Below are 21,107 nucleotides of genomic sequence, written 5' to 3'. Positions count from 1 at the left end.
CCGGCGTGTTCCCCGTCGCGACCCGCGCCAGGGCTTTCCCGTTGGGCACCGGCGCGTGCGCTCCGGCTCGGCGACCACCGGCGGCGCAGTCCCGGTGCCCGTGTGGGAGGTAGCGCGATGAGTGATCCCCGGATCGCCGCGGCAGCGCCGCTCGCCGGACTCCGGATCGTCGAGATCTCCAGTTTCGTCGCCGCCCCGCTGGCCGGTATGACCTTGGCTCAACTCGGCGCCGAGGTGATCCGGGTGGACCCGGTGGGCGGCGCCGCCGACCGGAACCGCTGGCCGCTCACCGAGGACGGCACCAGCATCTACTGGGCGGGCCTGAACAAAGGCAAACGGTCCTTCGTCGCCGACCTGCGCTCCCCCGAAGGGCAGCACCTGGTGGCCCGGCTCATCACCGGCAGTGGCCCGCAGGGCGGCATCCTGCTCACCAATACGACCGGCCGGGACTGGCAGGGGTACAACGCGCTCGCCCGGGTCCGCCCGGACCTCATCCACCTGGAGATCACCGGCCGCGGCGACGGGTCCACCGGTGTCGACTACACCGTCAACGCCGCCACCGGCTTCCCGTTGGTCACCGGACCACCCGGCCACCGGGGCCCGGTCAATCACGTGGTCCCGGTCTGGGATATCGCGTGCGGCCTCTACGCCGCGCTGGCCATCACCGCGGCCGTCCGCCGCCGCGAGGCCACCGGCGCCGGTAGCCGTCTCGCGATTCCGCTGGAGGATGTCGCGCTGGCCACGGCGAGCAATCTCGGGTTCCTCGGCGAGGCGCAGCTCACCGGCACCGAACGACCCCGGGTCGGCAACGCGCTCTACGGCAGCTACGGACAGGATTTCACCAGCGCCGACGGCGTGTGCTTCATGCTGGTCACCCTGACACCCCGGCATTTCCGCGACCTCGTCTCGGTGACCGATACCGCCGAGGTCGTATCCGCCCTGGCCACCGCCCTCGACGCGGATTTCGCGGACGAAGGCACCCGCTACCGGCATCGTGAGGTCCTCACCGCAGTGTTCGCCGGTTGGTTCCGGACGCACTCCGCCGAGGAAATCGCCGCGGCACTGTCGGACACCTCGATCCTGTGGGAGCGCTACCGCACCTTCGGCGAACTCGCCACCGATCCCCGGGTCACCGCCAATCCCCTGTTCACCGACCTGCAGCAACCCGGGCTCGGCACCTACCGCGCGGCCGGTGCACCGATATCGGTGGACGGAACATACCCGCCCGCCCGCGTCGCCCCGCAACTCGGTCAGCACACCGACGCCGTTCTCCGTGACGACCTCGGCCTGACCGACGCCGATATCGCCCGGCTCCACGACACCGCCCCCGGCGCCACGAAACGGACCAACCGATGAAACTCGCACGCACACAGGGACTCACCGACGTCCAGAACGAAATCCTCGCCACCGTGCGCTCCTTCGTGGACAAGGAGATCATCCCCCACGCCCAGGAACTCGAGCACACCGATACCTACCCGCAGGAGATCGTCGACCGGATCGCCGAGATGGGGCTCTTCGGGATCATGATCCCCGAGGAGTACGGCGGACTCGGTGAATCCCTGCTCACCTACGCCCTGTGCGTCGAGGAACTGGCCCGCGGCTGGATGAGCGTATCGGGCGTGATCAACACCCATTTCATCCTGGCCTATCTGTTGCGCCACCACGGCACCGAGGAACAGAAACGCACCTATCTACCCAGGATGGCCACCGGCGAGGTCCGCGGCGCGTTCTCGATGTCGGAACCGGAACTGGGCTCCGATGTCGCCGCCATCCGCACCAAGGCGATCCGCGACGACACCGGCGACTACACCATCGACGGCCGAAAGATGTGGATCACCAACGGCTCCACCGCCAATCTGGTCGCGGTCCTCGTCCGCACCGAAGAAGGTAAGGACACACCGCACGACAACCTCACCACATTCCTCATCGAAAAACCCACCGGCTACGGCACGGTCGCCCCGGGCCTCACGATCCCCGGCAAGATCCACAAAATGGGGTACAAGGGCATCGACACCACCGAGCTGCTGTTCGACGGCTACCGCACTCCCGCGGATACGGTGCTCGGCGGTACCAGCGGCCGCGGTTTCCGGCAGATGATGGACGGTATCGAGGTCGGCCGCGTCAATGTCGCGGCCCGCGCCTGCGGAATCGCCCTGCGCGCGTTCGAACTCGGCGCCCGCTACGCCCAGCAGCGCGCCACCTTCGGCAAACCGATCGTCGAACACCAGGCCATCGAATTCTCCCTCGCCGAAATGGCCACCAAGGTCGAAGCCGCCCACCTCATGATGGTCAACGCGGCGCGACTGAAGGATTCCGGCGAACGCAACGACGTCGCCGCCGGTATGGCGAAATACCTGGCGAGCGAATTCTGCAACGAGGTCACCCAGGCCGGTTTCCGCATCCACGGCGGCTACGGCTATTCCACCGAATACGAAATCGAACGCCTCATGCGCGAGGCCCCCTTCATGCTCATCGGTGAAGGCACCAGCGAAATCCAGAAACGCATCATCGCCAAGGGAGTCATGCGCGACTACCGGCTCTGAACACGGTGCCCAGCGGGCACCTCCGGCACCGCCGGCCGACCGGGCACGTGCATGCCCCATACCGTAATACATACGGTTGCCAATACAGTATTATTGCTTCAGGGGGTGCGAACGCCGGCGAACTGGAGGCAGATGTGGGCGAGGTCGACGGGCAGTACACTGCCCCCAGCGTGGAACTGGGTCGCCGGGCAGGCGTTCGTGCCGAATCCCGGATGCTCATCGGCGCGGAACTGGTACCTGCTGTCTCGGGCGAAACATTCGACAATGTCAGCCCGGCCACCGGGCAGGTACTCGGCAGCACGGCCGCGGCGGGCGCCGAGGATATGCTGCGCGCGATCGCCGCGGCCCGGCGCGCCTTCGACGAAACCGACTGGTCCACGAACCGGGCCCTGCGGCAGCGGTGCCTGGCACAACTCCAGCAGGCACTCGAATCCGAGAGCGAAGAACTGCGCGACGAACTCGTCGCCGAGGCCGGTTGTCCGGTCGCCACCACTCGGATCGCCCAGCTCGACTGGCCACTGGCGGATGCGCTGCGCTATCCGGCGCGGTTGATCGACGAATTCCCCTGGCAGCGCGAGTTGGCGGGCGACAGCCTGTTCGGCGACCGCAATGTGCGCACGGTCGTCCAAGAGCCGGTGGGCGTGGTCGCCGCGATCTGCCCGTCGAACTTCCCGGTCGAGGTCGCACTCAACAAACTGGGACCGGCACTCGCCGCGGGCAATACGGTGGTGCTGAAACCGGACCCGAACACGCCGTGGAACGCCACCCGGCTCGGGCGGATCATCGCCGAGCGCACCGATTTCCCCGCCGGTGTGGTGAATGTCGTGCCGACCCCGTCCAACGAGGTCGCCGAACTACTGGCCACCGATCCGCGAGTCGACCTGATCTCGTTCACCGGCTCGACCGCGGTCGGCCGCCTGCTCATGCGGCGGGGCGCGGACACCATGAAACGGACCTTCCTGGAACTGGGCGGAAAATCCGCGCTCATCGTGCTCGAGGACGCAGATCCGCGCGCGGCGTTGCGCAGCGCGGCCGGTGTCTGCGTGCACGCCGGGCAGGCCTGTGCCGCGACGACCCGCATGTTGGTGCACCGGTCGATTTTCGACGAAATGGTCACCGGTGTCGCGGCGGCATTCCAGGCGGTCCCCGTGGGCGACCCGGCACTGCCGGAAACGATTGTCGGGCCACTGATCAGCGCGGCGCAGCGCACCAAGGTGCTCGACGCCTACGAGCGGGCGGTCCGCGACGGCGCCCGCCTGATCACCGGCGGCGCCGAACCGAAGGATCTGCCGCCGCATCTGGCCGGCGGGCACTACGTCGAACCGACCGTATTCGTCTGCACGGATTCCGGCCTGTCCATCGCGCAGGACGAGATCTTCGGCCCGGTCCTGGTGATGACCCCGTTCGCCGACGACGACGAGGCGGTACGCCTGGCCAACGACAGTGCCTACGGCCTCGCCGGGGCGGTGCTGTCCGCCTCGGCCGAACGCGGGATGGGGATCGCGCACCGGATCCGAGCCGGGGCGATCGGGGTCAACGGCGGCATGTTCTACGGCGCCGACGCCCCGTTCGGCGGCTACAAGCACAGCGGGGTCGGCCGCCAATGCGGTCTGGAGGGCTTTCAGCAGTACCTCGAGACGAAAACCATCGGCTACCGGGTACCGCGCGGCTGACCGATCCGGGCCCTGCTGGTCGCGGGAATGGGTTCCTTGTCTCGCGCTCACCAACATCGTCGTGTGAGGTGAGTGCGCCGGTCGGCTATGGGAGTCCCTTCGTTGTAGGAGTCGGTGCCGAGTGCGGTAGCGAACAACCCGCACCCGGGGTACCACGGCCGTTCAGGGGACGATGGCGCAGCGCGTCACCGGCTCCGGGACCTGCTGTCGCGCGAAGATCCCGCGGCGCAGGGCGATCAGCAAGGCGTCGCGGGTCTCTTCGGGCCGGATGAGTTCGTCGAAACCCATATGTTCGGCCGAGTGGTAGGACGCCAGCAGTTCCATCTCCCGCAATTGCGCCGCGACATCCTCGTCCGCGCCCGAGGCCAACCCGAGAGCTGCCGCGCTCATCGCTCCCATGGTCGCGCCGGGGTAGGCGAAGGCCGCGGTCTGATTGTCGAAACCGATGAGCGACATGACCATCGAACCGAACCCGTAGGCCTTGCGTAGTGTGACGTGCAGTTTGATCGTCGTCGCCGTCGTCTGGGCGACGAACATCCGGGCGCCCGCGCGCAGCACACCGTCGCGTTCGGATTCACTGCCGGGCAGCATGCCGGGATTGTCGGCGAGGAACACCAGCGGCAGGTGGAAGGAATCGGCCACCGAGATGAAATGCGCGGCCTTGTCGGCGGCCGCGGTATCGATCGAGCCGGCCAGCACCTGCGGCTGGTTGGCGACCACCGCCACCGGGTGGCCGCCGAGATGGGCCAGGGCGCAGACGACCGCGGGCCCGTAGCCGGGCTGGACCTCGAACCAGTCCGGGGTATCGAACACGGCGTCGAGGACGGCCCGGATATCGTAGGTGTTGCGGTTGTCCCGGGAGATGATGTCGAGCAGTTCCGGGGTCGGCCGCGGCTCGGTGGAATCGTCGGAGAGCAGTGCGGGCGGATACGACCACGCGCTGGACGGGAAATAGGACAGGTACCGGCGGATATCGTCGAGCGCGTCCTCGTCGCTGTCGGCCAGGTTGTGGATCAGGCCGCTCGGCACCGCCACGCCGGGACCGCCGAGATCCTCCTTGCTGATGTCCTCACCCGTCGACTCCCGGACCACGGGTGGGCCCGCGGTGAAAATGGCGCCCTGCCTGCTCATGATCGCGAAATCCGATACCGGGGCGATAAGGGCACCGTGGCCGGCCGAGGCACCGAGCACCCCGGTGACCATCGGTACCCGGCCCGAGCACCGGGCCTGGGCGAGCAGATCGGTGGGGGTCCGCCCGTAGTGCGCCCCGGTGGGCCGGAACCCCGCGCCCTCCAGCAGCATCACCAGCGGGACCTTGTTCCGTACGGCCAGTTCCGCCAGGCGATAGCGTTTGGCATTACTGCCCGGCGCGATGGTTCCCGCCATGGTGGTGAAGTCCTCCGCGCCCACCATGACCGGAGCCCCGTCGATCAGGCCCGAGCCGGTGACGACGGCGTCTGCGGCGACCTCCCCGCCGACCAGGGCGCCGAACTCCTGGAAGGTCCCCGGATCGAGCAGATGGGTGATCCGCTCCCGCGCCGTCAGCTTGCCCTTCGCCCGATGTTTGGCCACCCGTTCGGGACCGCCCATGGCCGCCGACCGCTCCCGGCGGCCGTCCAGGTCCTCGAGCGTTTCCTTCCAGCCTCGTGCGTTGCTCATATCGTCCTCTCCGCGCAGTGGCCGGCTCAGCGGAACCGCCCGGCAGGCCACCGGGATCGATTCGCTGCGATCCACACGGTCGCATCGGCATCGTCCGGTAAAGTATACCGTTGGCATTACAGTTTCATTGCCGGAAGGAACGCGGATGGGCCACGAGAAGTACCGGGCCGAGGGCTCGGCCATCCCGGGAAGGCCGGACGACCTCACCGCGCAGTGGCTCACCACCGCACTCGGTGGCGCCGAGACCGCGCTGGTCGAGCAGGTGGATGTGGAGCCGATCGGCACCGGCCAGACCGGTGCCACCTACCGGCTCACGGCGAGTTACCGGACACCCACCGTGCAGCTACCGGATACATTCGTGGTGAAACTCCCCGCTCAGGACGACGGTGTACGCGCCGGGGTCACGCTGGGCTACCGCAGCGAGGTGGAGTTCTACTCCGGAATCGCCCAGCGGACGAAGATTCCGGTACCGCACTGCTACCACAGTGCGGTCAGCGACGATGCCTCCGAATTCGTCCTGCTGCTCGACGATCTGGCGCCGGCGCTACCCGGCGATCAGGTGGCGGGATGCAGCGAGGCGGTCGCGCGGCGGGCGGTGACCGCGCTGGCCGGTCTGCACGGCCCCTCCTGGTGCGATCCGGACTGGCTGACCCTTCCGGTGGGCGCGATGCCCAAGCCCGGTGACACGGCGGCGGCCGACGGCCTCGGCCAGGTGGCCGCCATGGCGCTGCCCGCCACGCTGGAACGCATCGGCCCCGCACTGTCCGGCGAAGAACGGGACACCCTGCGCGCCGCGCTGGAACTGATCACCCCGTGGCTGCTGGCCGATACCGGGCGCTACGCGCTGATGCACGGCGACTACCGGCTGGACAATATGCTCTTCGACGATTCCCGGTTCTCCGTGGTCGACTGGCAAACCCTCGGCGTAGGCCTGCCCGCCCGCGATCTGGCCTACTTCACCGGCACCTGCCTGGCGCCGGAAATACGAGCGGCGACAGAGACCGAGCTGGTCGGGGTCTACCACAAAGCCCTGCTCCGATACGGCGTGCGCGGCTACGACCTGGACACCTGCCTGCTCGACTACCGGCTCGGAATGCTGCAGGGCCCGTTGATCATCGCGCTCGGGACCGCGTTCGCCACCCCGACCGAACGCGGCGAGGAACTGTTCCGGGTGATGCTGCGCCGCAGCTGCCGCGCGATCCGCGAACTCGGCACGCTCGACCTGGTACACGCCGCCGGCGCGCCCCACTGAACCAACAGGAGACACCGACGATGGACCTGGGACTCGCCGGCGCGACCGCGGTCGTGGTGGGCGGAAGCAGCGGGATGGGACTGGCCACCGCGCGCAGCCTGGCCGAGGAAGGCGCCTGCGTCGCGGTGATCGCCCGCTCCGCGACCGGTGTCGCCGAGGCGGCCCGCGACCTCGCCGAGCGCGGCAGCCCGGACGCGGTGGGTTTGTCCGCCGACGTCCGCGACCCCGCGGCGGTGGACGCGCGTTTCGACGAACTCGCCGACCGCTGGGGCGGCGGGCTCAACATTCTGATCAACGCGGTCGGGCCGGATGCGCGCGGCACGTTCGACACCCTCTCGCCCGCACAATGGCGCGCGGCGATCGACCACGGCGCGATGACGATGATCCACTGTGTCCAGGCCGCGCTACCGCTGCTGCGCCGCGCCGAATGGGCTCGGATCGTGAACTTCTCCGCGCAGTCCACCCAGCGGCAGAGCACCGGCCTGGTGGCCTACACCGCCGCCAAGGCGATGGTCACCAGCGTGTCCAAGAATCTGTCACTCTTGCTGGCACCGGAAGAGATCCTGGTCAACGTGGTCTCGCCGGGTACCTTCGTGACACCGGCGCTGCGGAACTGGGCCCGTTCGGTCGGCGTGGACAGTGCCGACCCCTACCGCCTCATGGCCGCGATCGGCGAACATTTCGGGCATCCCGCCCAACTGCCCCGCGCCGGACTGCCCGAGGAAATCGGCCCGGTGGTCGCCTTTCTCGCCTCCCGGCGCAACTCGTACATGACTGGCACAAACGTCAATGTCGACGGCGGTTCGGATTTCACCTGACTAAACGGGTGTTCCGCGGTCCGGATATTCGCCGGCCATCGGGAAATCCCGGAACGACAGCCGATACTTCGAGGTGTCGATATGCAGGGATCAGTAGGCGCTGGAATGCCCGCCGTCGTGCCCGGCCGGAAATCACCCACGGAATCCCCTCGGTCAGGTGGTGACGATCGTGGCGCCGGCGGTGCCGGGTGCGCCGTAGAGCAGGGCGAACCCGGCTTTCGGGGAGTTCGGTACCTGCCGCTCGCCCGCGGTGCCGCGTAACTGCAGCACCAGCTCGTGCAGCTGCCGCAGCCCCGAGGCGCCGATGGGCTCGCCGTTGGCGATGAGGCCGCCGTCGGTGTTCACCGGTATCGAGCCGGAGATCTCGGTGGCCCCCTCGCTGATCAGCTTTTCCTGCTCGCCGTGCGCGCACAAACCGGTCTCCGCCATATGGATCACCTCGGCGCCGGCGTCGGTGTCCTGCAGCTGGGCGATGTCGATATCCGTCGGCGCGATCCCGGCCGACTCGAAGGCGGCGCGCGCGGCGTACACCGACGGCGCGACCTCCTCCTGCACCGGCGCATAGGTCGTGTTCACCTCGTACGCACCGTATTTCCGGGTCCGGATCTCGACCGCCCGCACGTACACCGGTGTGCCGGTGAAGCGGTGCGCCAGATCGGCGCGGCACATGATCACGGCGGCGGCGCCCTCGTCCGGCGCACAGAACATGTAGTGCGTCAGCGGGTAGTTGAGCATCGGCGCTGCCAGGATGTCGTCCTCCGCGATCGGCTTGCGGCGGAACGCGTTCGGGTTCAGTACGCCGTTGCGGTAGTTCTTCGCCGCCACCTTGGCCAAGGTGCGCCGGGAAATTCCGTGGTCGTGCAGATAGCGGTTGGCCTTCATACCGAAGAACTGGGTGGTCAGGTACTGACCGTTCTCGCCGTACCATTTCGGCATCCCGACCAGGGTGGGATCGACGGTGAAGGCACCGCGTGGATGCTTGTCCATCCCGATCGCGATCCCGATATCGTATTTCCCGAGCCGGATCGCGTCGGCGCACGCCTCGGTGGCGGAGGCGGCGGTGGCGCAGGCGTTGAACACGTTGACGAAGGGCAGGCCGGTGAGCCCCATCAGGCTCACGATCGCGTCCGGATTGGCGACTTCCCAGCTGCCGCCCACCGCGAACTGGATGTCTTTCCACTCCAATCCGGCATCGCCGAGTGCGGCGCGGATCGCGTCCGCGCCCATCTGCATCGCCGTTTTACCCTCGAAGCGGCCGAACGGATGCAGGCCGACACCGATGATCGCGACATCGTCTGACATGGGAACTCCTGGTCGTCTACAGCGGCTGGAAGGCGAAGGTGAGTACGTCGTTACCGTCGGCGTCCGTGCCGAGCGCAACGGTGGTCAGGCGGACCCGCATGCCGAATTCCAGTTTTCGCGGGTCGTTCTCGGTGAGCCTGCCCTCCACGCGGATGACGTCGCCGAGTTGCACCAGCCCGACACCGAACGGGACGAACGTTTTCGCGGTCTCGTCACCGAGATAGGGGGGTCCGGGCAGAAATCCCTGGGTGGTCCAGGCCACCAGGACGCCCTCGGCCGGCAGGTGCACGGCCGCGACCGCCGACCGGCTGCACCGCGGGCACAGTTCCTGGACCGGGAAGACCGTCGCCCCGCAGTCGCCGCAGACCCCGCCGACGAGCCGGAAGTCTTCGTCCGGCCAGGTCGATATATCCGGTGCGATCATTCGCTGCATCGTTGTCCCCACAGCTGTCGATAGGCTTACAGTATCCATTGCGGAGCGGCGTGAACCTGCCGCACCCAACCATACGATGGTAGCTTACGGTAATATCAACGGTAATCTTTTCTACCGGCTAGTCGCGAGGTGGAGACATGAGCTCGAAAATTCCCGGCGGCCTCGAGGATCTGCTGCACCGGCCCCTCGTGGGCATCCTCGCGACCGTGACCCCCGACGGATCACCGGAGCAGTCCCCCATGCGCTTCACCTGGGACGGCGCGCACCTGCGCATGAGCCATACGATCCCGCGACGGAAGTTCACCAGTCTGCAGGCGAATCCGAACTATTCGTTCTTCCTCACCGATCCGGACGCGCCGGCCCGCCGCCTGGAGGCCCGCGGCTGGCTGGTGACCGTACAGGGCGATGAGGACGGAAAGTTCTACGCGGAACTGGGCGAACGGTACGGAGACACCGGAGCCGAGCCGCCCGCGGACGTGGCCGACCGGGTCGTGCTGATTCTCGACACGACCGGATTCGTCGCCAAATAGCGGTTCAGGAGAACATCGATATGACGCAAGCACCGGATATCCCGATCTTCGACGCCGACTCGCATATGTACGAGACGGCCGACGCGCTGACCAGGTACTTGCCCGACAAGTACCGCCGAGCGGTGCAGTACGTCCGGATCGGACGGCACACCCGCCTCGCCATCAACGGCCGGATCACCGACTTCATCCCGAACCCGACCTTCGACCGAGTCGCCGCCCCCGGCGCGCACGAGAAGTTCTTCGCCGGCGAGAACACCGAAGGTCTCACCCTGCGCGAGATGCAGGGCAGTGCCATCGAGGCACCGGCCGCCACCCGCAACCCGGCCGACCGGATCGACGAACTCGATCGCCAGGGCGTCCGCGAAACGCTCAACTACCCCACGCTGGCCAGCCTGGTCGAGCATTCCGCGGCCGACGACCCCGAGCTGACCATGGCCATAATCCACGCGTTGAACCGGTGGATGCTGGAGCACTGGAGTTACGCCTATCAGGACCGGATCTTCAGTACCCCGATCATCAACTGCGCCGAGGTCGACGGCGCCCGGCGCGAGTTGCAGTACATCCTGGACAACGGGGCGAGGGTGGCGCTGATCAAGCCGGCGCCGGTGAAGGGCGTGAACGGCTGGCGTTCGCCTGCCCTACCCGAGTTCGACCCGTTCTGGCGCGATGTCCAGGATGCGGGGCTGCCTATCGTGCTGCACGCCAGTCAGCCGCCGCTGGACGAATACGTCAACAGATGGGAGCCGCCCGCCACGAAGAATTTCATGGCGATGAGTTCCTTCCGGTGGCTCGCGCTCGGGCACCGGGAAATCTCCGACATGATCGGCAGCCTCATCTGCCACGGCACCCTGACCCGGTTCCCGCGGCTGCGGATCGCCAGCGTCGAGAACGGCAGCTCGTGGATCCACCCGCTGTTCCACGATCTGCGGGACCTGACCAGGAAGATGCCGCAGAACTTCCCGGAGGCCCCACTCGAGGTGTTCCGCCGCAACATATGGGTGAGCCCGTTCTGGGAGGGCTCGGTCGCCGATGTGGTCGAGACCGTCGGCTGGGACAAGGTGATGTTCGGCTCGGACTATCCGCACCCGGAGGGGTTGCCCGAGCCGAAGGCGTACTGGAAATACGCCGAGGGGATGGACGCCCGGCGGACCTGGGATTTCCTGGGCGACAATGCCCGCCGGTTCCTGGGCCTGCCCCTCGAGAATCCGGACCCGGCCGCAGCCGAACCACCGGCATCGGTCACGTCCGCGGGATTATAGTTTTACTTACAGTAAAGGGCTCGAAGGGAGTACCTCCGTGGACAAGAACGACATGATCCTCATCAGCGTCGACGACCACATCATCGAACCGCCCGATATGTTCGCGAACCATCTGCCGGCGAAGTACGCCGACGACGCACCGCGCCTGGTACGGATGGAGAACGGCGCGGATATGTGGAAGTTCCGGGACCGGGTGATCCCGAACGTGGCACTCAACGCCGTCGCGGGCCGGCCGAAGGAGGAGTACGGCCTGGAGCCGGAGGGCCTCGACGAGATCCGGCCCGGCTGCTACGACGTGGACGAACGGGTCAAGGATATGAACGCCGGCGGTGTGCTGGCGCAGCTGAATTTCCCGTCCTTCCCGGGCTTCGCCGCCCGCCTGTTCGCCACCGAGGACTCGGATTTCTCCCTGGCCCTGGTGCGGGCGTACAACGATTGGCATATCGACGAATGGTGCGGCGCCTATCCGGGCCGTTTCATTCCCATGGCACTTCCGGTGATCTGGGACGCCGAACTGTGCGCCGCGGAAGTGCGCCGGGTGTCGGCGAAAGGCGTGCACGCACTCACCTTCACCGAGAACCCGGCCGCCCTGGGCTATCCGAGCTTCCACGACGAGTACTGGAACCCGTTGTGGAAAGCCCTGGTGGACACCGACACCGTACTCAATGTGCATATCGGCTCGTCGGGCAAACTCTCCATCCCCGCCACGGACTCCCCGCCGGACGTGATGATCACCCTGCAGCCGATGAACATCGTCTCCGCGGCGGCCGATCTGCTGTGGTCACGCCCGGTCAAGGAGTACCCGGACCTCAAGATCGGGCTGTCCGAGGGCGGTACCGGCTGGATCCCCTACTTTCTGGAGCGCATCGACCGGACCTTCGATATGCACTCGACCTGGACCATGCAGGACTTCGGCGGCAAGCTGCCCAGCGAGGTGTTCCGCGAGCACTTCCTGACCTGTTTCATCAGCGACCCGATCGGGGTCCGGCTGCGCAACGAGATCGGTATCGACAACATCGCCTGGGAGATGGACTATCCGCACAGCGATTCGATGTGGCCGGGAGCTCCGGAAGAGCTGGACTCGGTATTCCACGCGGAGAACGTCACCGACGACGAGATCCGGAAGATGACCCACCTCAATGCCATGCGGTGGTATTCGTTCGACCCCTTCACGCACGTGCCGCGCGAGAAGGCGACCGTCGGTGCCCTGCGCGCCGCCTCGGCCGGCCACGACGTCAGCATCAAGGCGCGCAGCCACCACCAGACCACCGCCGCGGAAAAGCTGGCGGCCTACCGCTCCCAGATCGAGGCGGCCACCGCCCACACCGCCACCGAGTAACGGTCCCCGGCCTTCGCCGCTGCCGGTACACCGCCGCCACGAGTGCCCGTGGTGTACCGGCAGCGGCCGCCACAACCGGCCGGATCGCGGACCGCCACAACAACACGAGCCGACGGAAGGCCGGAGCTGCGGCCGATCACAGCTGAAGGACACGACAATGACCGAACTGGACTATCTCGCCATCGATGTCGACAACCACTACTACGAACCACTGGATGCGTTCACCCGATATCTGCCGAAGGAGTTCCGGTCCCGCGGCGTGCAGATGGTCACCAGCGGCAAACGCACACTGGCGGTGATGGGCGAGAAGGTCAACCACTTCGTCCCGAACCCCACCTTCGACCCGATCGTCGAACCGGGCTGCCTCGATCTGCTGTTCCGCGGCGAGATCCCCGAAGGCGTGGATCCGGGATCGCTCATGAAACTGGACCGCCTACCGGATCATCCCGAATACCAGAACCGCGAGGCCCGGGTGAAGGTCCTGGACCGGCAGAAGCTGGAAACGGTATTCATGCTGCCGACCTTCGCCTGCGGCGTCGAGGAGGCACTCAAGCACGATATCCCCGCCACGATGGCGTCCCTGCACGCGTTCAACCTGTGGCTGGACGAGGACTGGGGATTCGACCGTCCCGACGGGCGGTTCATCTCGGCACCGATCATCTCGCTCGCCGATCCGGAAGCCGCCGTCGCCGAGGTCGAATTCGTGCTGGAGCGCGGCGCGAAGCTGGTGCTGGTACGCCCCGCACCCGTCCCGGGAGTCGTCAAACCACGCTCGCTGGGCGATCCGCTGCACGACCCGGTGTGGGCCCGCCTCGCCGAAGCGGGCGTACCGGTGGGTTTCCACCTGTCCGACAGCGGCTACCTCGCCATCGCGGCACTGTGGGGCGGCAAGGCGACCTTCGAGGGGTTCGGTAAGAAAGACCCGCTCGACACCGTCTTGCTCGACGACCGCGCGATCCACGACACGATGGCCTCGATGATCGTGCACCAGGTGTTCACCCGCCATCCGGCTCTCAAGGTGGTCAGTATCGAGAACGGCTCGTACTTCGTCTACCGGTTGATCAAACGGCTGAAGAAAGCGGCGAACACCGCGCCCTACCATTTCGAGGAAGACCCGGTTGAGCAGCTGAAGAACAATGTCTGGATCGCCCCCTACTACGAGGACGATGTCAAGCTGCTCGCCGAGACCATCGGCGTGGACAAGGTGCTGTTCGGCTCCGACTGGCCCCACGGCGAAGGGCTCGCCGACCCCACCACCTTCACCGCCGATATCCCGCAGTTCCCCGAGTTCTCCTACGAGGACACCCGGAAGGTGATGCGCGACAACGCCCTCGAACTGCTCGGTTCGCGAGTTCCGGCCGGCTCGCCCGGCTGATCGCCGGCATCGGCAGGGAACTACCGTAACGCATCGTGCACCGGATCCGGTCGCCACAGGCCTTCGACGCAGGTGCACGGACCGGCGGTCGTCGTCGATGCGGCCGCCGGCACCGATCCGCCTGTTGGGCAGCGGCATTCGCTGTCGGCCGATAGAATCGATCCCTCCGCCACCTGGGAATCAGGCCACCGGAGCGATCCATTTGTCACGCTCGCGGAAGATCCGTGCGGGCGGAGAGGCCGGAATGAAAATGGCAAGAAACGGCCTGAGCAGGGCAGTACGGGTTATGACGTTCAGCGCCGCGCCCCTGGTAGCGGCACTTGTTCTCGCGGGCCCGTCCACCGCCGACGCCACCACGCCGCACGCGATACCGGTGGCCGGTATTCCGCTGCAGAAGAGCGAGGACGTCGCGACCAACCCGCACGCCTTGATACCCGATCCGATACTGAACGGCTCGTCCGTGGGCGGATCGATCGGTTCCGCCGTCGGATCGGCCACCGGGTCCGCGGGATCGCTCATCGGCGGCGCGATCGGCGCTCTCGTCGGCTATCTCCATCCCGAAGTGATCCCACAGGTGCTGCCCTGACCTCGTTCCGGTGGCCGGCGAGCCGCCGTCACCCAGCGGGACGCGGGTGGCCCCGCTATCGGTACAGAACGCGAGCCGGAGAGTGCACCGCCCGGGGACCGGCGTGGTCGTCCGCCCGATCTCCGGGCCGACCGCCGCGCGGCGGGACGGCCGAGTCGGTGCCGAGCAGCGTGAGTGCTTCCAGCGCCAGGTAGAGCTCGGCGGACTGGCGGGGATCGGTGGTATCGCGACCCGTCAGATCGCGGATCTTACGAAGCCGGTAGCGCACCGTATTGCGGTGGCAGTGCATACTTTCGGCGACAGCCGCCGCCGAACCACCGCACCGGTACCAGGCTGCCAGGGCGGCGATCAGATCGTCGCGTTCGGGCTCCGGTAGGTCGAGAACCGGCCCGAGTATCTGCGCCGCGGCCCGGCGGCCCGCCTCCGGTACGGCGATGAGCAGGTGGCCGACCGGTTCGTCACCGAAGCGGACGGCGCCGGCCGCCCCCGTGCGCACGGAGCGCGCGGCCAGCCGCGCCTCGGTGAGCCCCGCGGGAATGGACTGGGACGCCCAGAACACGGTACTGATACCGACCCGGTCGGCGACGACCGAGGAGATCGTCTCGGCCGCGCGGTCGAGCGCGGCCGGCGACGCCGCGGAGAGCAACCCGATATACGCGTCGATCTGTGCATCCCAGACCGCCCGGACGCCGAGGCCGTCCAGGGCCACGGCGAGTTTCGCCGGTAACGGCGCGGTGGGTTCGGTGTCGATGGCGACCACGGCGAACGCGCCTCGCTCCGGGAAACCCAAGGTCCGCAGGACGTCGAGCACCCGGGCCGGGTTTCCGGAGTGGTCGTCGAAAAGGGTCCGGATGAGGCGGCTCTGGATCTGGGCGTCGGAATGCGCGAGCAGGATCTCGGTATCGCGGTAGGCCTCGACGGCCGCGTCGGAGTACAGGTCGATGAGTTCCCACAGATGTGTGGCCAGATCGTGCAGCCGGGGATCGCCGGGCCCGTCCGATCGCGCGGTCAGTTCCTCCCAGATGAGCCGGCCGCCCAGCCGGTAGGCATGCAGTAGGGCGGCGATGGGGATGCCCTGTTCGGCCTTCAGCCGCCCGGCGGCCCGGGCCGGTTGCAGCCGGAAAGGGTGCGTACCGGCGAGCGCGCCGATCACCGAGGCCAGGTTTTCCCGGCAGGTGTGCGCCAGTTGGTCCTCGGTCAGCAGGCCGGATTCTCCGTAGGAGGGGTCGGCCACCGCGATACGGCCCACGAGGATATCGGTCAGCACCTCGACGGCGTCCGACAGCCGAGCGGCCAAGGCCGAGGCTTCGGGCGCGGGTGTCACGGGTGCGGGCGTCGTCATATCCGGCAGTGTACGCGTCCAGGAGTGACCCAGGCCACGCCGGGATTGTGCACGGGCACAATCCGAGGGGGTCAGTTCCGCAACGGCGACACATTCCCTTCGGTCGTGAGCACAGTCACACTCAGCAGTGTCCGGATAACCGCGCGATTCTCATCAACGGAGTGCACCGTGCAGACAGAACAGGCCACCGCGCCCGATCCCGTGATCGACTCCGCCGTCTCCGACCTTGCCGCGGGCGAGCGGAAATGGTCGCGGCTGCCCTTGGCGGGCAGACGCGCCCTACTCGACCGGGTACGCGCGCTCACCGGGCAGCACGCCCAGGAATGGGTCGACGCCGCCGTACGGATCAAAGGTCTGGAGCCCTCGTCGCCGCTGGTGGGCGAGGAATGGATATCGGGCCCCTATGCGTTCGCGACCGCGCTCGCCGCCCTCTCGCGCACGCTCGAATCGCTCGAGCAGGGCGTGAGCCCACTGGCGAAGGCGAAATTCGGTGCCGCCGGCAATCAGGTGACCGTCCAGGTGCTGCCCACGGGCCTGTACGACGAACTGCTGCTCAGCGGCTTCCGCGCCGAGATCTGGCTGCAGCGCGGTGTCAGCCCGGCCGCGGCCCGGGCCAATGCGGGTCTCGCCCAGCTCGATCCGACCCGTACGCACGGTATCGGCGCGGTCCTCGGCGCGGGCAATATCAGCTCGATCGCGCCGCTGGACACGGTGTACGAACTCATCGCGCACAACCGGGTGGTCGCGCTCAAACTGAACCCGATCACCGATCCGCTGCTGCCGGTCTTCGAGAAGATCTTCGCGCCGCTGATCGACCTCGGGGTGGTGCGCATACTCACCGGCGGCGCCGAGATCGGCGGACGCCTGATCGCCCACGAGAAAGTCGCCCACGTCCATATGACCGGCAGCGCCGTGACCCACGACGCGATCGTCTGGGGCACCGGCCCGGACGCGGCCGCCCGCAAGGCCGCGGGGACACCGTTGCTGGACAAACCGATCAGCAGTGAGCTGGGCGGCGTCTCGCCGACGATCGTGCTGCCCGGCCGGTGGAGTGCGGCCGATCTGAAGTTCCAGGCCGAACATATCGCGACCCAGCGGCTGCACAACGGCGGTTACAACTGCGTGGCAGCGCAGGCGGTGATCGTCTCCGCCGACTGGCCGCAGAAGGACGAATTCCTGAAGGCACTGGCGGCGGCCCTGGACCGGGCCCCCACCCGCCGCGCCTACTATCCGGGCAGCGACGATCGCGTGGCCGGGGCGCGCACCTCCTACCCCGACGCCCGCAGGCTGGGCGCACAGGGCGAGCGAGCGCTGGTGACCGGTCTGGATCCGGGCGCCGCGGAGGCGCTGTACTCGACCGAGTACTTCGCCCCGGTACTCGGTGTGGTGGAACTGCCCGGAACCGGCGCGCCCTTCGCCGCGGCCGCGGCGGATGCCGCCAACGAACGATTCACCGGCACGCTCGGGGTCAATATCGTCGCGCACCCGGACACCATCGAGGCGCTCGGCGCGGAGTTCGACACGCTGATCGAACGCCTCCGCTACGGCACCGTCGCGGTCAACGCGTGGACGGCGGTGGGATACCTGACCCCGACCGCGAGCTGGGGCGCCTACCCCGGCCACACCCTCGACGATGTCCAGAGCGGTATCGGCGTCGTGCACAACGCCTGGTTGGTCGACCGGATCGAACGCACTGTCGTCCGGGGGCCGTTCCGGCCCGCGCCGCGTTCGCTGCTGAACCGCGAATGGGCCCTGAGCCCGAAACCGCCCTGGTTCGTCACCAATCGCACCGCCGCGCGGACCGGGCGTCTGCTCACCGCCTTCGCCACCGAACCGCGCTGGTCGCGGCTGCCCGCCATTTTCGCCTCCGCCCTGCGCGGCTGAACAACCACTGGAGCACACCGATGAAAGCAGATACGACGCTGCCGTCCACTGTCGACTACGTCGTCGTCGGCACCGGTTCGGCCGGCGCGGTTCTCGCCGCCCGGCTGAGCGAGAAACCGGGGAACCAGGTTCTCGCGCTCGAGGCCGGACCGGAGGACACCAACCGGTTCGCCCATATCCCGGCCGCCTTCTCCAAACTGTTCGGAAGCGAATGCGATTGGGGTTATCTGACCACCCCCCAGCCCGAACTGGGCAACCGCCAGATCCTGTATCCGCGCGGGAAGCTGCTCGGCGGTTCCTCCTCGATGAACGCCATGATGTGGGTGCGCGGTTTCGGCGCCGACTACGACGAGTGGGCGGCCGCGGCCGGCGATGCCTGGTCGTTCGCCAAGATCGTCGAGTACTTCAAAAAAGTCGAAGCTGTCGAAGGTGCGTCCGAGCCCGACGAGGGCCGCACCGGGCCGCTGCGGATTTCGCATCAGCGCACCGCGAACCCGTGGACCGGAAAGTTCCTGGCGGCCGCCGAGCTCGCGGGATTCAAGAACGAGCGGGCCAATACCGCGCAGCCGGAGGGCTTCTGCCGGACGATGGTCACCCAGAAACGCGGGGCGCGGTGGAGTACCGCCGACGCGTATCTGAAACCGGCGCGGCGTCGCCCGAATCTCACCGTCGTCACCGGGGCGCATGCGAATCGCGTCGTTTTCGAGGGCACCCGCGCGGTCGGCGTCGAATACCGGAAAGACGATCAGGTCTTCACCGTCCGGGCCCGGAAAGAGGTCGTGCTCTGCGGCGGCGCGATCAATACCCCCCAATTGCTGATGCTCTCCGGCATCGGCGACGAACAGCAGTTGCGCGCACACAATATTCCGGTACTGCAACATATTCCGGATGTCGGCCGCAATATGAGCGACCACCTGATTTCGCTCATCGGATTCGGCGTCGATTCCGGCACCCTGTTCGATGCCGAGAAGCCACGCCAGCTGCTCGATTATCTGCTGCGCCGCCGCGGTATGCTCACCTCGAATGTGGGAGAGGCCTACGGTTTCGTGCGCAGCCGGCCAGATCTCGAATTGCCCGATCTCGAAATCATTTTCGGTCCCGCGCCGTTCTTCGACGAGGGAATCGGTATCGCGCCGGGCCATGCCGTCGCGCTCGGCCCGATCCTGCTGCGCCCGCGCAGCCGGGGCACCGTCACCCTCGCCGGGGCCGACCCGGCCGCCAAGGTCCTGGTGGACCCGAAGTATCTCTCCGACAGCGAGGGCGCCGATCGCACCGCCCTGCTCGAGGGCCTGCGGATCGCCCACCGCATCGCCCATACCGCGCCACTGGGGTCCGCGCTCGGCCCGTTCCTGCAGCCCAAGCGGGAACTCGACACCCTCGACGAAACGCTCGAGGAGGCGCTGACCTGGCATTCGCACACCCTGTACCACCCGGTGGGCACCTGCCGGATGGGCAACGATTCCGCCAGTGTGGTGACGCCCGAGTTGAAAGTGCGCGGCGTCGAAGGGCTGCGGGTGGCCGATGCGTCGGTGATGCCGTCCATCATCCGCGGCCATACCCACGCCCCCGCGGTGGTGATCGGCGAGAAGGCGGCGGACCTGCTGGCCGCCGCCGGCTGATCGAGAGAGAAATCGGAATCCGATTTCGATCCCGGCAAAACCCGGTCGCGAATTGCGCTGACGCGCACGGCATTTTGTCCGCGATCACGGCCCGGTGAATCCGTACCGAATTCGGAAGAGAAACGAACAGCCCGCCGGATTGCGATCCGGCGGGCTGTTGCTACAGGTTTACCTGCGCGTACGAAGCACCTCTTACTCAGCGGAGAGGCTCGACAGATCGCCGAATCCGCTGAAAATGTTCCCGAACGCACCCAGCAGAGTTCCCAGGCTACCCAGGTCGACAGAACCCATTTCCCTCTCCAATCAATCATCCAACCGATGACGCTCGTGTGCGCCGACCACCTTGGTAGTGGCGTAATCCGAACGTATCCGTTCCGTTTTGCAAACGTTATTGAAAACAGAGGTTAACAGAAATTGAATTCCGGCGTCGAAACAAATACGTCGCATGGAATTACACGAGTGTATTACATCGAATTATCCTGCGCGCGCGAATTACTCGGTCAATATCGGAAATAACGGACATTTTCGGGAGTTCGGCCGGGCCGAGCCACCCGCACGCCGAGACTTCAGCCCAGATGCGCCGAGAGCAACCAGGCCGGCAGCGACTTGCGGCCGTGCGGCTCGTCCCGCATGGCTTCCGGCCGGAACATCGGAGTGTCCGTCTGCGCCGCCATGGCCGCGGGGATCTTGCCGTGAATCCGGGATGCAGCGATCTCGTCGACCACCCAGTACTTCGACACCGCCGCCCGCAACTCGTCGGCGGTGACCGGCGACGGTCCGGGTCCCGGATCAGCGGGTACGGCGGCCCGATCGAAGACCAGGGCGAAGTAGGAGGCACCCGGGGCGGCCGCCCGGGCGATCGAGCGCAGATAGCCTTCCCGCGCCTCGACCGGTATCGAATGGAACAGCGTGCTGTCGACGACGGTGCCGAAACGCCCGTCGTATCCGGTGAACGACGTGATGTCCGCGACCTCGAAAGTGGCGTTGCCCAAGCCGCGGCGACGGGCCTCGGCACGTGCCGCATCGATGGCGGTCGGCGCGAGATCCAGGCCCACGGTGGTGTAACCGCGGGCGGCCAGCTCCAGCGAGATCGCGCCCTCACCACATCCGGCATCGAGGATCTCCCCGTGGAATCTGCCCTGCTCGATCAGGGCGGCGAGCGCGGGTTGCGGCTCCCCGATGCTCCAGGGCGGCGCGGCACCCGGCCCGAACGGCCCGCCGGTGCGGTAGACGTCTTCGAATTCGAACTCACCCGGAGTGGTCATACCCAAGAACTATCAGCCGGGCCGGCCGATGTACATGTAACCGAACGACGGTATCCGGCGATACCTTCTACACCGGCCGGCTCCGCCGCCAGGACGCATACTCCGGTGCAGTGGAGCTGTTCAGTTATGAAGCGGCTATCTGCCACATCGCGCCGAGCAGCTCATTTTCTCCCGCGACCGGCGTCGGTATCCGCCGGCATTTCGCGAGAAGTTCCACGCGACCAATCG

Annotated in this window: 17 protein-coding genes; 12 read left to right on the top strand and 5 right to left on the bottom strand. The window is 67.3% G+C overall.

From position 1 onward, the window contains the following. Positions 1-117 precede the first annotated feature (117 nt). From ACQEVO_RS08100 to ACQEVO_RS08090, 3 genes are all read left to right on the top strand, one after another. Positions 118-1,356 (top strand): CoA transferase, encoded by a 1,239-nt coding sequence (locus ACQEVO_RS08100; RefSeq protein ID WP_432910501.1) that lies wholly within the window; start codon positions 118-120, stop codon positions 1,354-1,356. Beyond that, a complete protein-coding gene (locus tag ACQEVO_RS08095; protein WP_432910499.1) occupies positions 1,353-2,543 on the top strand; it encodes an acyl-CoA dehydrogenase family protein in 1,191 nt (396 codons plus the stop codon). Before ACQEVO_RS08100 ends, ACQEVO_RS08095 begins: the two co-directional genes overlap by 4 nt. 212 nt (positions 2,544-2,755) lie before the next feature. Beyond that, positions 2,756-4,216 (top strand): aldehyde dehydrogenase family protein, encoded by a 1,461-nt coding sequence (locus ACQEVO_RS08090; RefSeq protein ID WP_432922479.1) that lies wholly within the window; start codon positions 2,756-2,758, stop codon positions 4,214-4,216. A 162-nt stretch (positions 4,217-4,378) separates the two neighbouring features. On the opposite strand, the gene ACQEVO_RS08085 is transcribed toward ACQEVO_RS08090, so the two are convergent. Further along, on the bottom strand, positions 4,379-5,875 hold the full coding sequence (locus tag ACQEVO_RS08085) for an acyl-CoA carboxylase subunit beta (protein ID WP_432910497.1): 1,497 nt from the start codon (positions 5,873-5,875) through the stop codon (positions 4,379-4,381). Between the two features lie 145 nt (positions 5,876-6,020). Between ACQEVO_RS08085 and ACQEVO_RS08080 the strand changes: the two genes are divergently transcribed. Beyond that, positions 6,021-7,127 carry a phosphotransferase family protein gene (locus ACQEVO_RS08080; RefSeq protein ID WP_432910496.1) on the top strand — a complete coding sequence of 369 codons (1,107 nt, stop codon included), beginning with the start codon at positions 6,021-6,023 and terminating at the stop codon, positions 7,125-7,127. Positions 7,128-7,147: 20 nt separating this feature from the next. Further along, positions 7,148-7,945: an SDR family NAD(P)-dependent oxidoreductase gene (locus ACQEVO_RS08075; protein WP_432910494.1), complete on the top strand. Its 798-nt coding sequence runs from the start codon at positions 7,148-7,150 to the stop codon at positions 7,943-7,945. Positions 7,946-8,098: 153 nt separating this feature from the next. Here ACQEVO_RS08075 and ACQEVO_RS08070 read toward each other — a convergent pair whose 3' ends face one another. Then, a complete protein-coding gene (locus ACQEVO_RS08070; RefSeq protein WP_432910492.1) occupies positions 8,099-9,247 on the bottom strand; it encodes a thiolase family protein in 1,149 nt (382 codons plus the stop codon). A 16-nt stretch (positions 9,248-9,263) separates the two neighbouring features. Beyond that, positions 9,264-9,680 carry a Zn-ribbon domain-containing OB-fold protein gene (locus ACQEVO_RS08065; protein ID WP_432910489.1) on the bottom strand — a complete coding sequence of 139 codons (417 nt, stop codon included), beginning with the start codon at positions 9,678-9,680 and terminating at the stop codon, positions 9,264-9,266. A gap of 137 nt (positions 9,681-9,817) precedes the next feature. Between ACQEVO_RS08065 and ACQEVO_RS08060 the strand changes: the two genes are divergently transcribed. From ACQEVO_RS08060 to ACQEVO_RS08040, 5 genes are all read left to right on the top strand, one after another. Then, entirely contained in the window at positions 9,818-10,210 is a 393-nt protein-coding gene (locus tag ACQEVO_RS08060; protein ID WP_432910487.1) for a pyridoxamine 5'-phosphate oxidase family protein, read from the top strand. Positions 10,211-10,230: 20 nt separating this feature from the next. Beyond that, positions 10,231-11,469, top strand: coding sequence for an amidohydrolase family protein (locus ACQEVO_RS08055; protein ID WP_432910485.1), 1,239 nt, complete (start codon positions 10,231-10,233; stop codon positions 11,467-11,469). Between the two features lie 37 nt (positions 11,470-11,506). Further along, entirely contained in the window at positions 11,507-12,808 is a 1,302-nt protein-coding gene (locus ACQEVO_RS08050; protein ID WP_432910484.1) for an amidohydrolase family protein, read from the top strand. A 157-nt stretch (positions 12,809-12,965) separates the two neighbouring features. Then, the gene (locus tag ACQEVO_RS08045; protein ID WP_432910483.1) at positions 12,966-14,183 is read left to right on the top strand and encodes an amidohydrolase family protein; all 1,218 of its coding nucleotides are present in this window, start codon (positions 12,966-12,968) and stop codon (positions 14,181-14,183) included. A gap of 244 nt (positions 14,184-14,427) precedes the next feature. Continuing rightward, entirely contained in the window at positions 14,428-14,769 is a 342-nt protein-coding gene (locus ACQEVO_RS08040) for a glycine zipper domain-containing protein (RefSeq protein WP_432910480.1), read from the top strand. A 55-nt stretch (positions 14,770-14,824) separates the two neighbouring features. Here ACQEVO_RS08040 and ACQEVO_RS08035 read toward each other — a convergent pair whose 3' ends face one another. Next, the gene (locus tag ACQEVO_RS08035) at positions 14,825-16,111 is read right to left on the bottom strand and encodes a PucR family transcriptional regulator (protein ID WP_432910478.1); all 1,287 of its coding nucleotides are present in this window, start codon (positions 16,109-16,111) and stop codon (positions 14,825-14,827) included. A 168-nt stretch (positions 16,112-16,279) separates the two neighbouring features. Here ACQEVO_RS08035 and ACQEVO_RS08030 point away from each other — a divergent pair, with 168 nt between their 5' ends. Both ACQEVO_RS08030 and ACQEVO_RS08025 read left to right on the top strand, forming a co-directional pair. Next, positions 16,280-17,995 carry an aldehyde dehydrogenase family protein gene (locus tag ACQEVO_RS08030; protein WP_432910477.1) on the top strand — a complete coding sequence of 572 codons (1,716 nt, stop codon included), beginning with the start codon at positions 16,280-16,282 and terminating at the stop codon, positions 17,993-17,995. A 20-nt stretch (positions 17,996-18,015) separates the two neighbouring features. Then, positions 18,016-19,614, top strand: a complete 1,599-nt coding sequence (locus ACQEVO_RS08025; RefSeq protein WP_432910475.1) for a GMC family oxidoreductase — start codon at positions 18,016-18,018, stop codon at positions 19,612-19,614. A gap of 566 nt (positions 19,615-20,180) precedes the next feature. Here ACQEVO_RS08025 and ACQEVO_RS08020 read toward each other — a convergent pair. Next, entirely contained in the window at positions 20,181-20,879 is a 699-nt protein-coding gene (locus tag ACQEVO_RS08020; protein WP_432910474.1) for a class I SAM-dependent methyltransferase, read from the bottom strand. Positions 20,880-21,107: the final 228 nt, after the last annotated feature.

It is taken from the genome of Nocardia sp. CA-290969 (assembly GCF_050936135.1).
GTDB lineage: Bacteria > Actinomycetota > Actinomycetes > Mycobacteriales > Mycobacteriaceae > Nocardia.
Note: the sequence above shows the minus strand (reverse complement) of the source record. Positions and strands in the feature narration are given on the sequence as shown.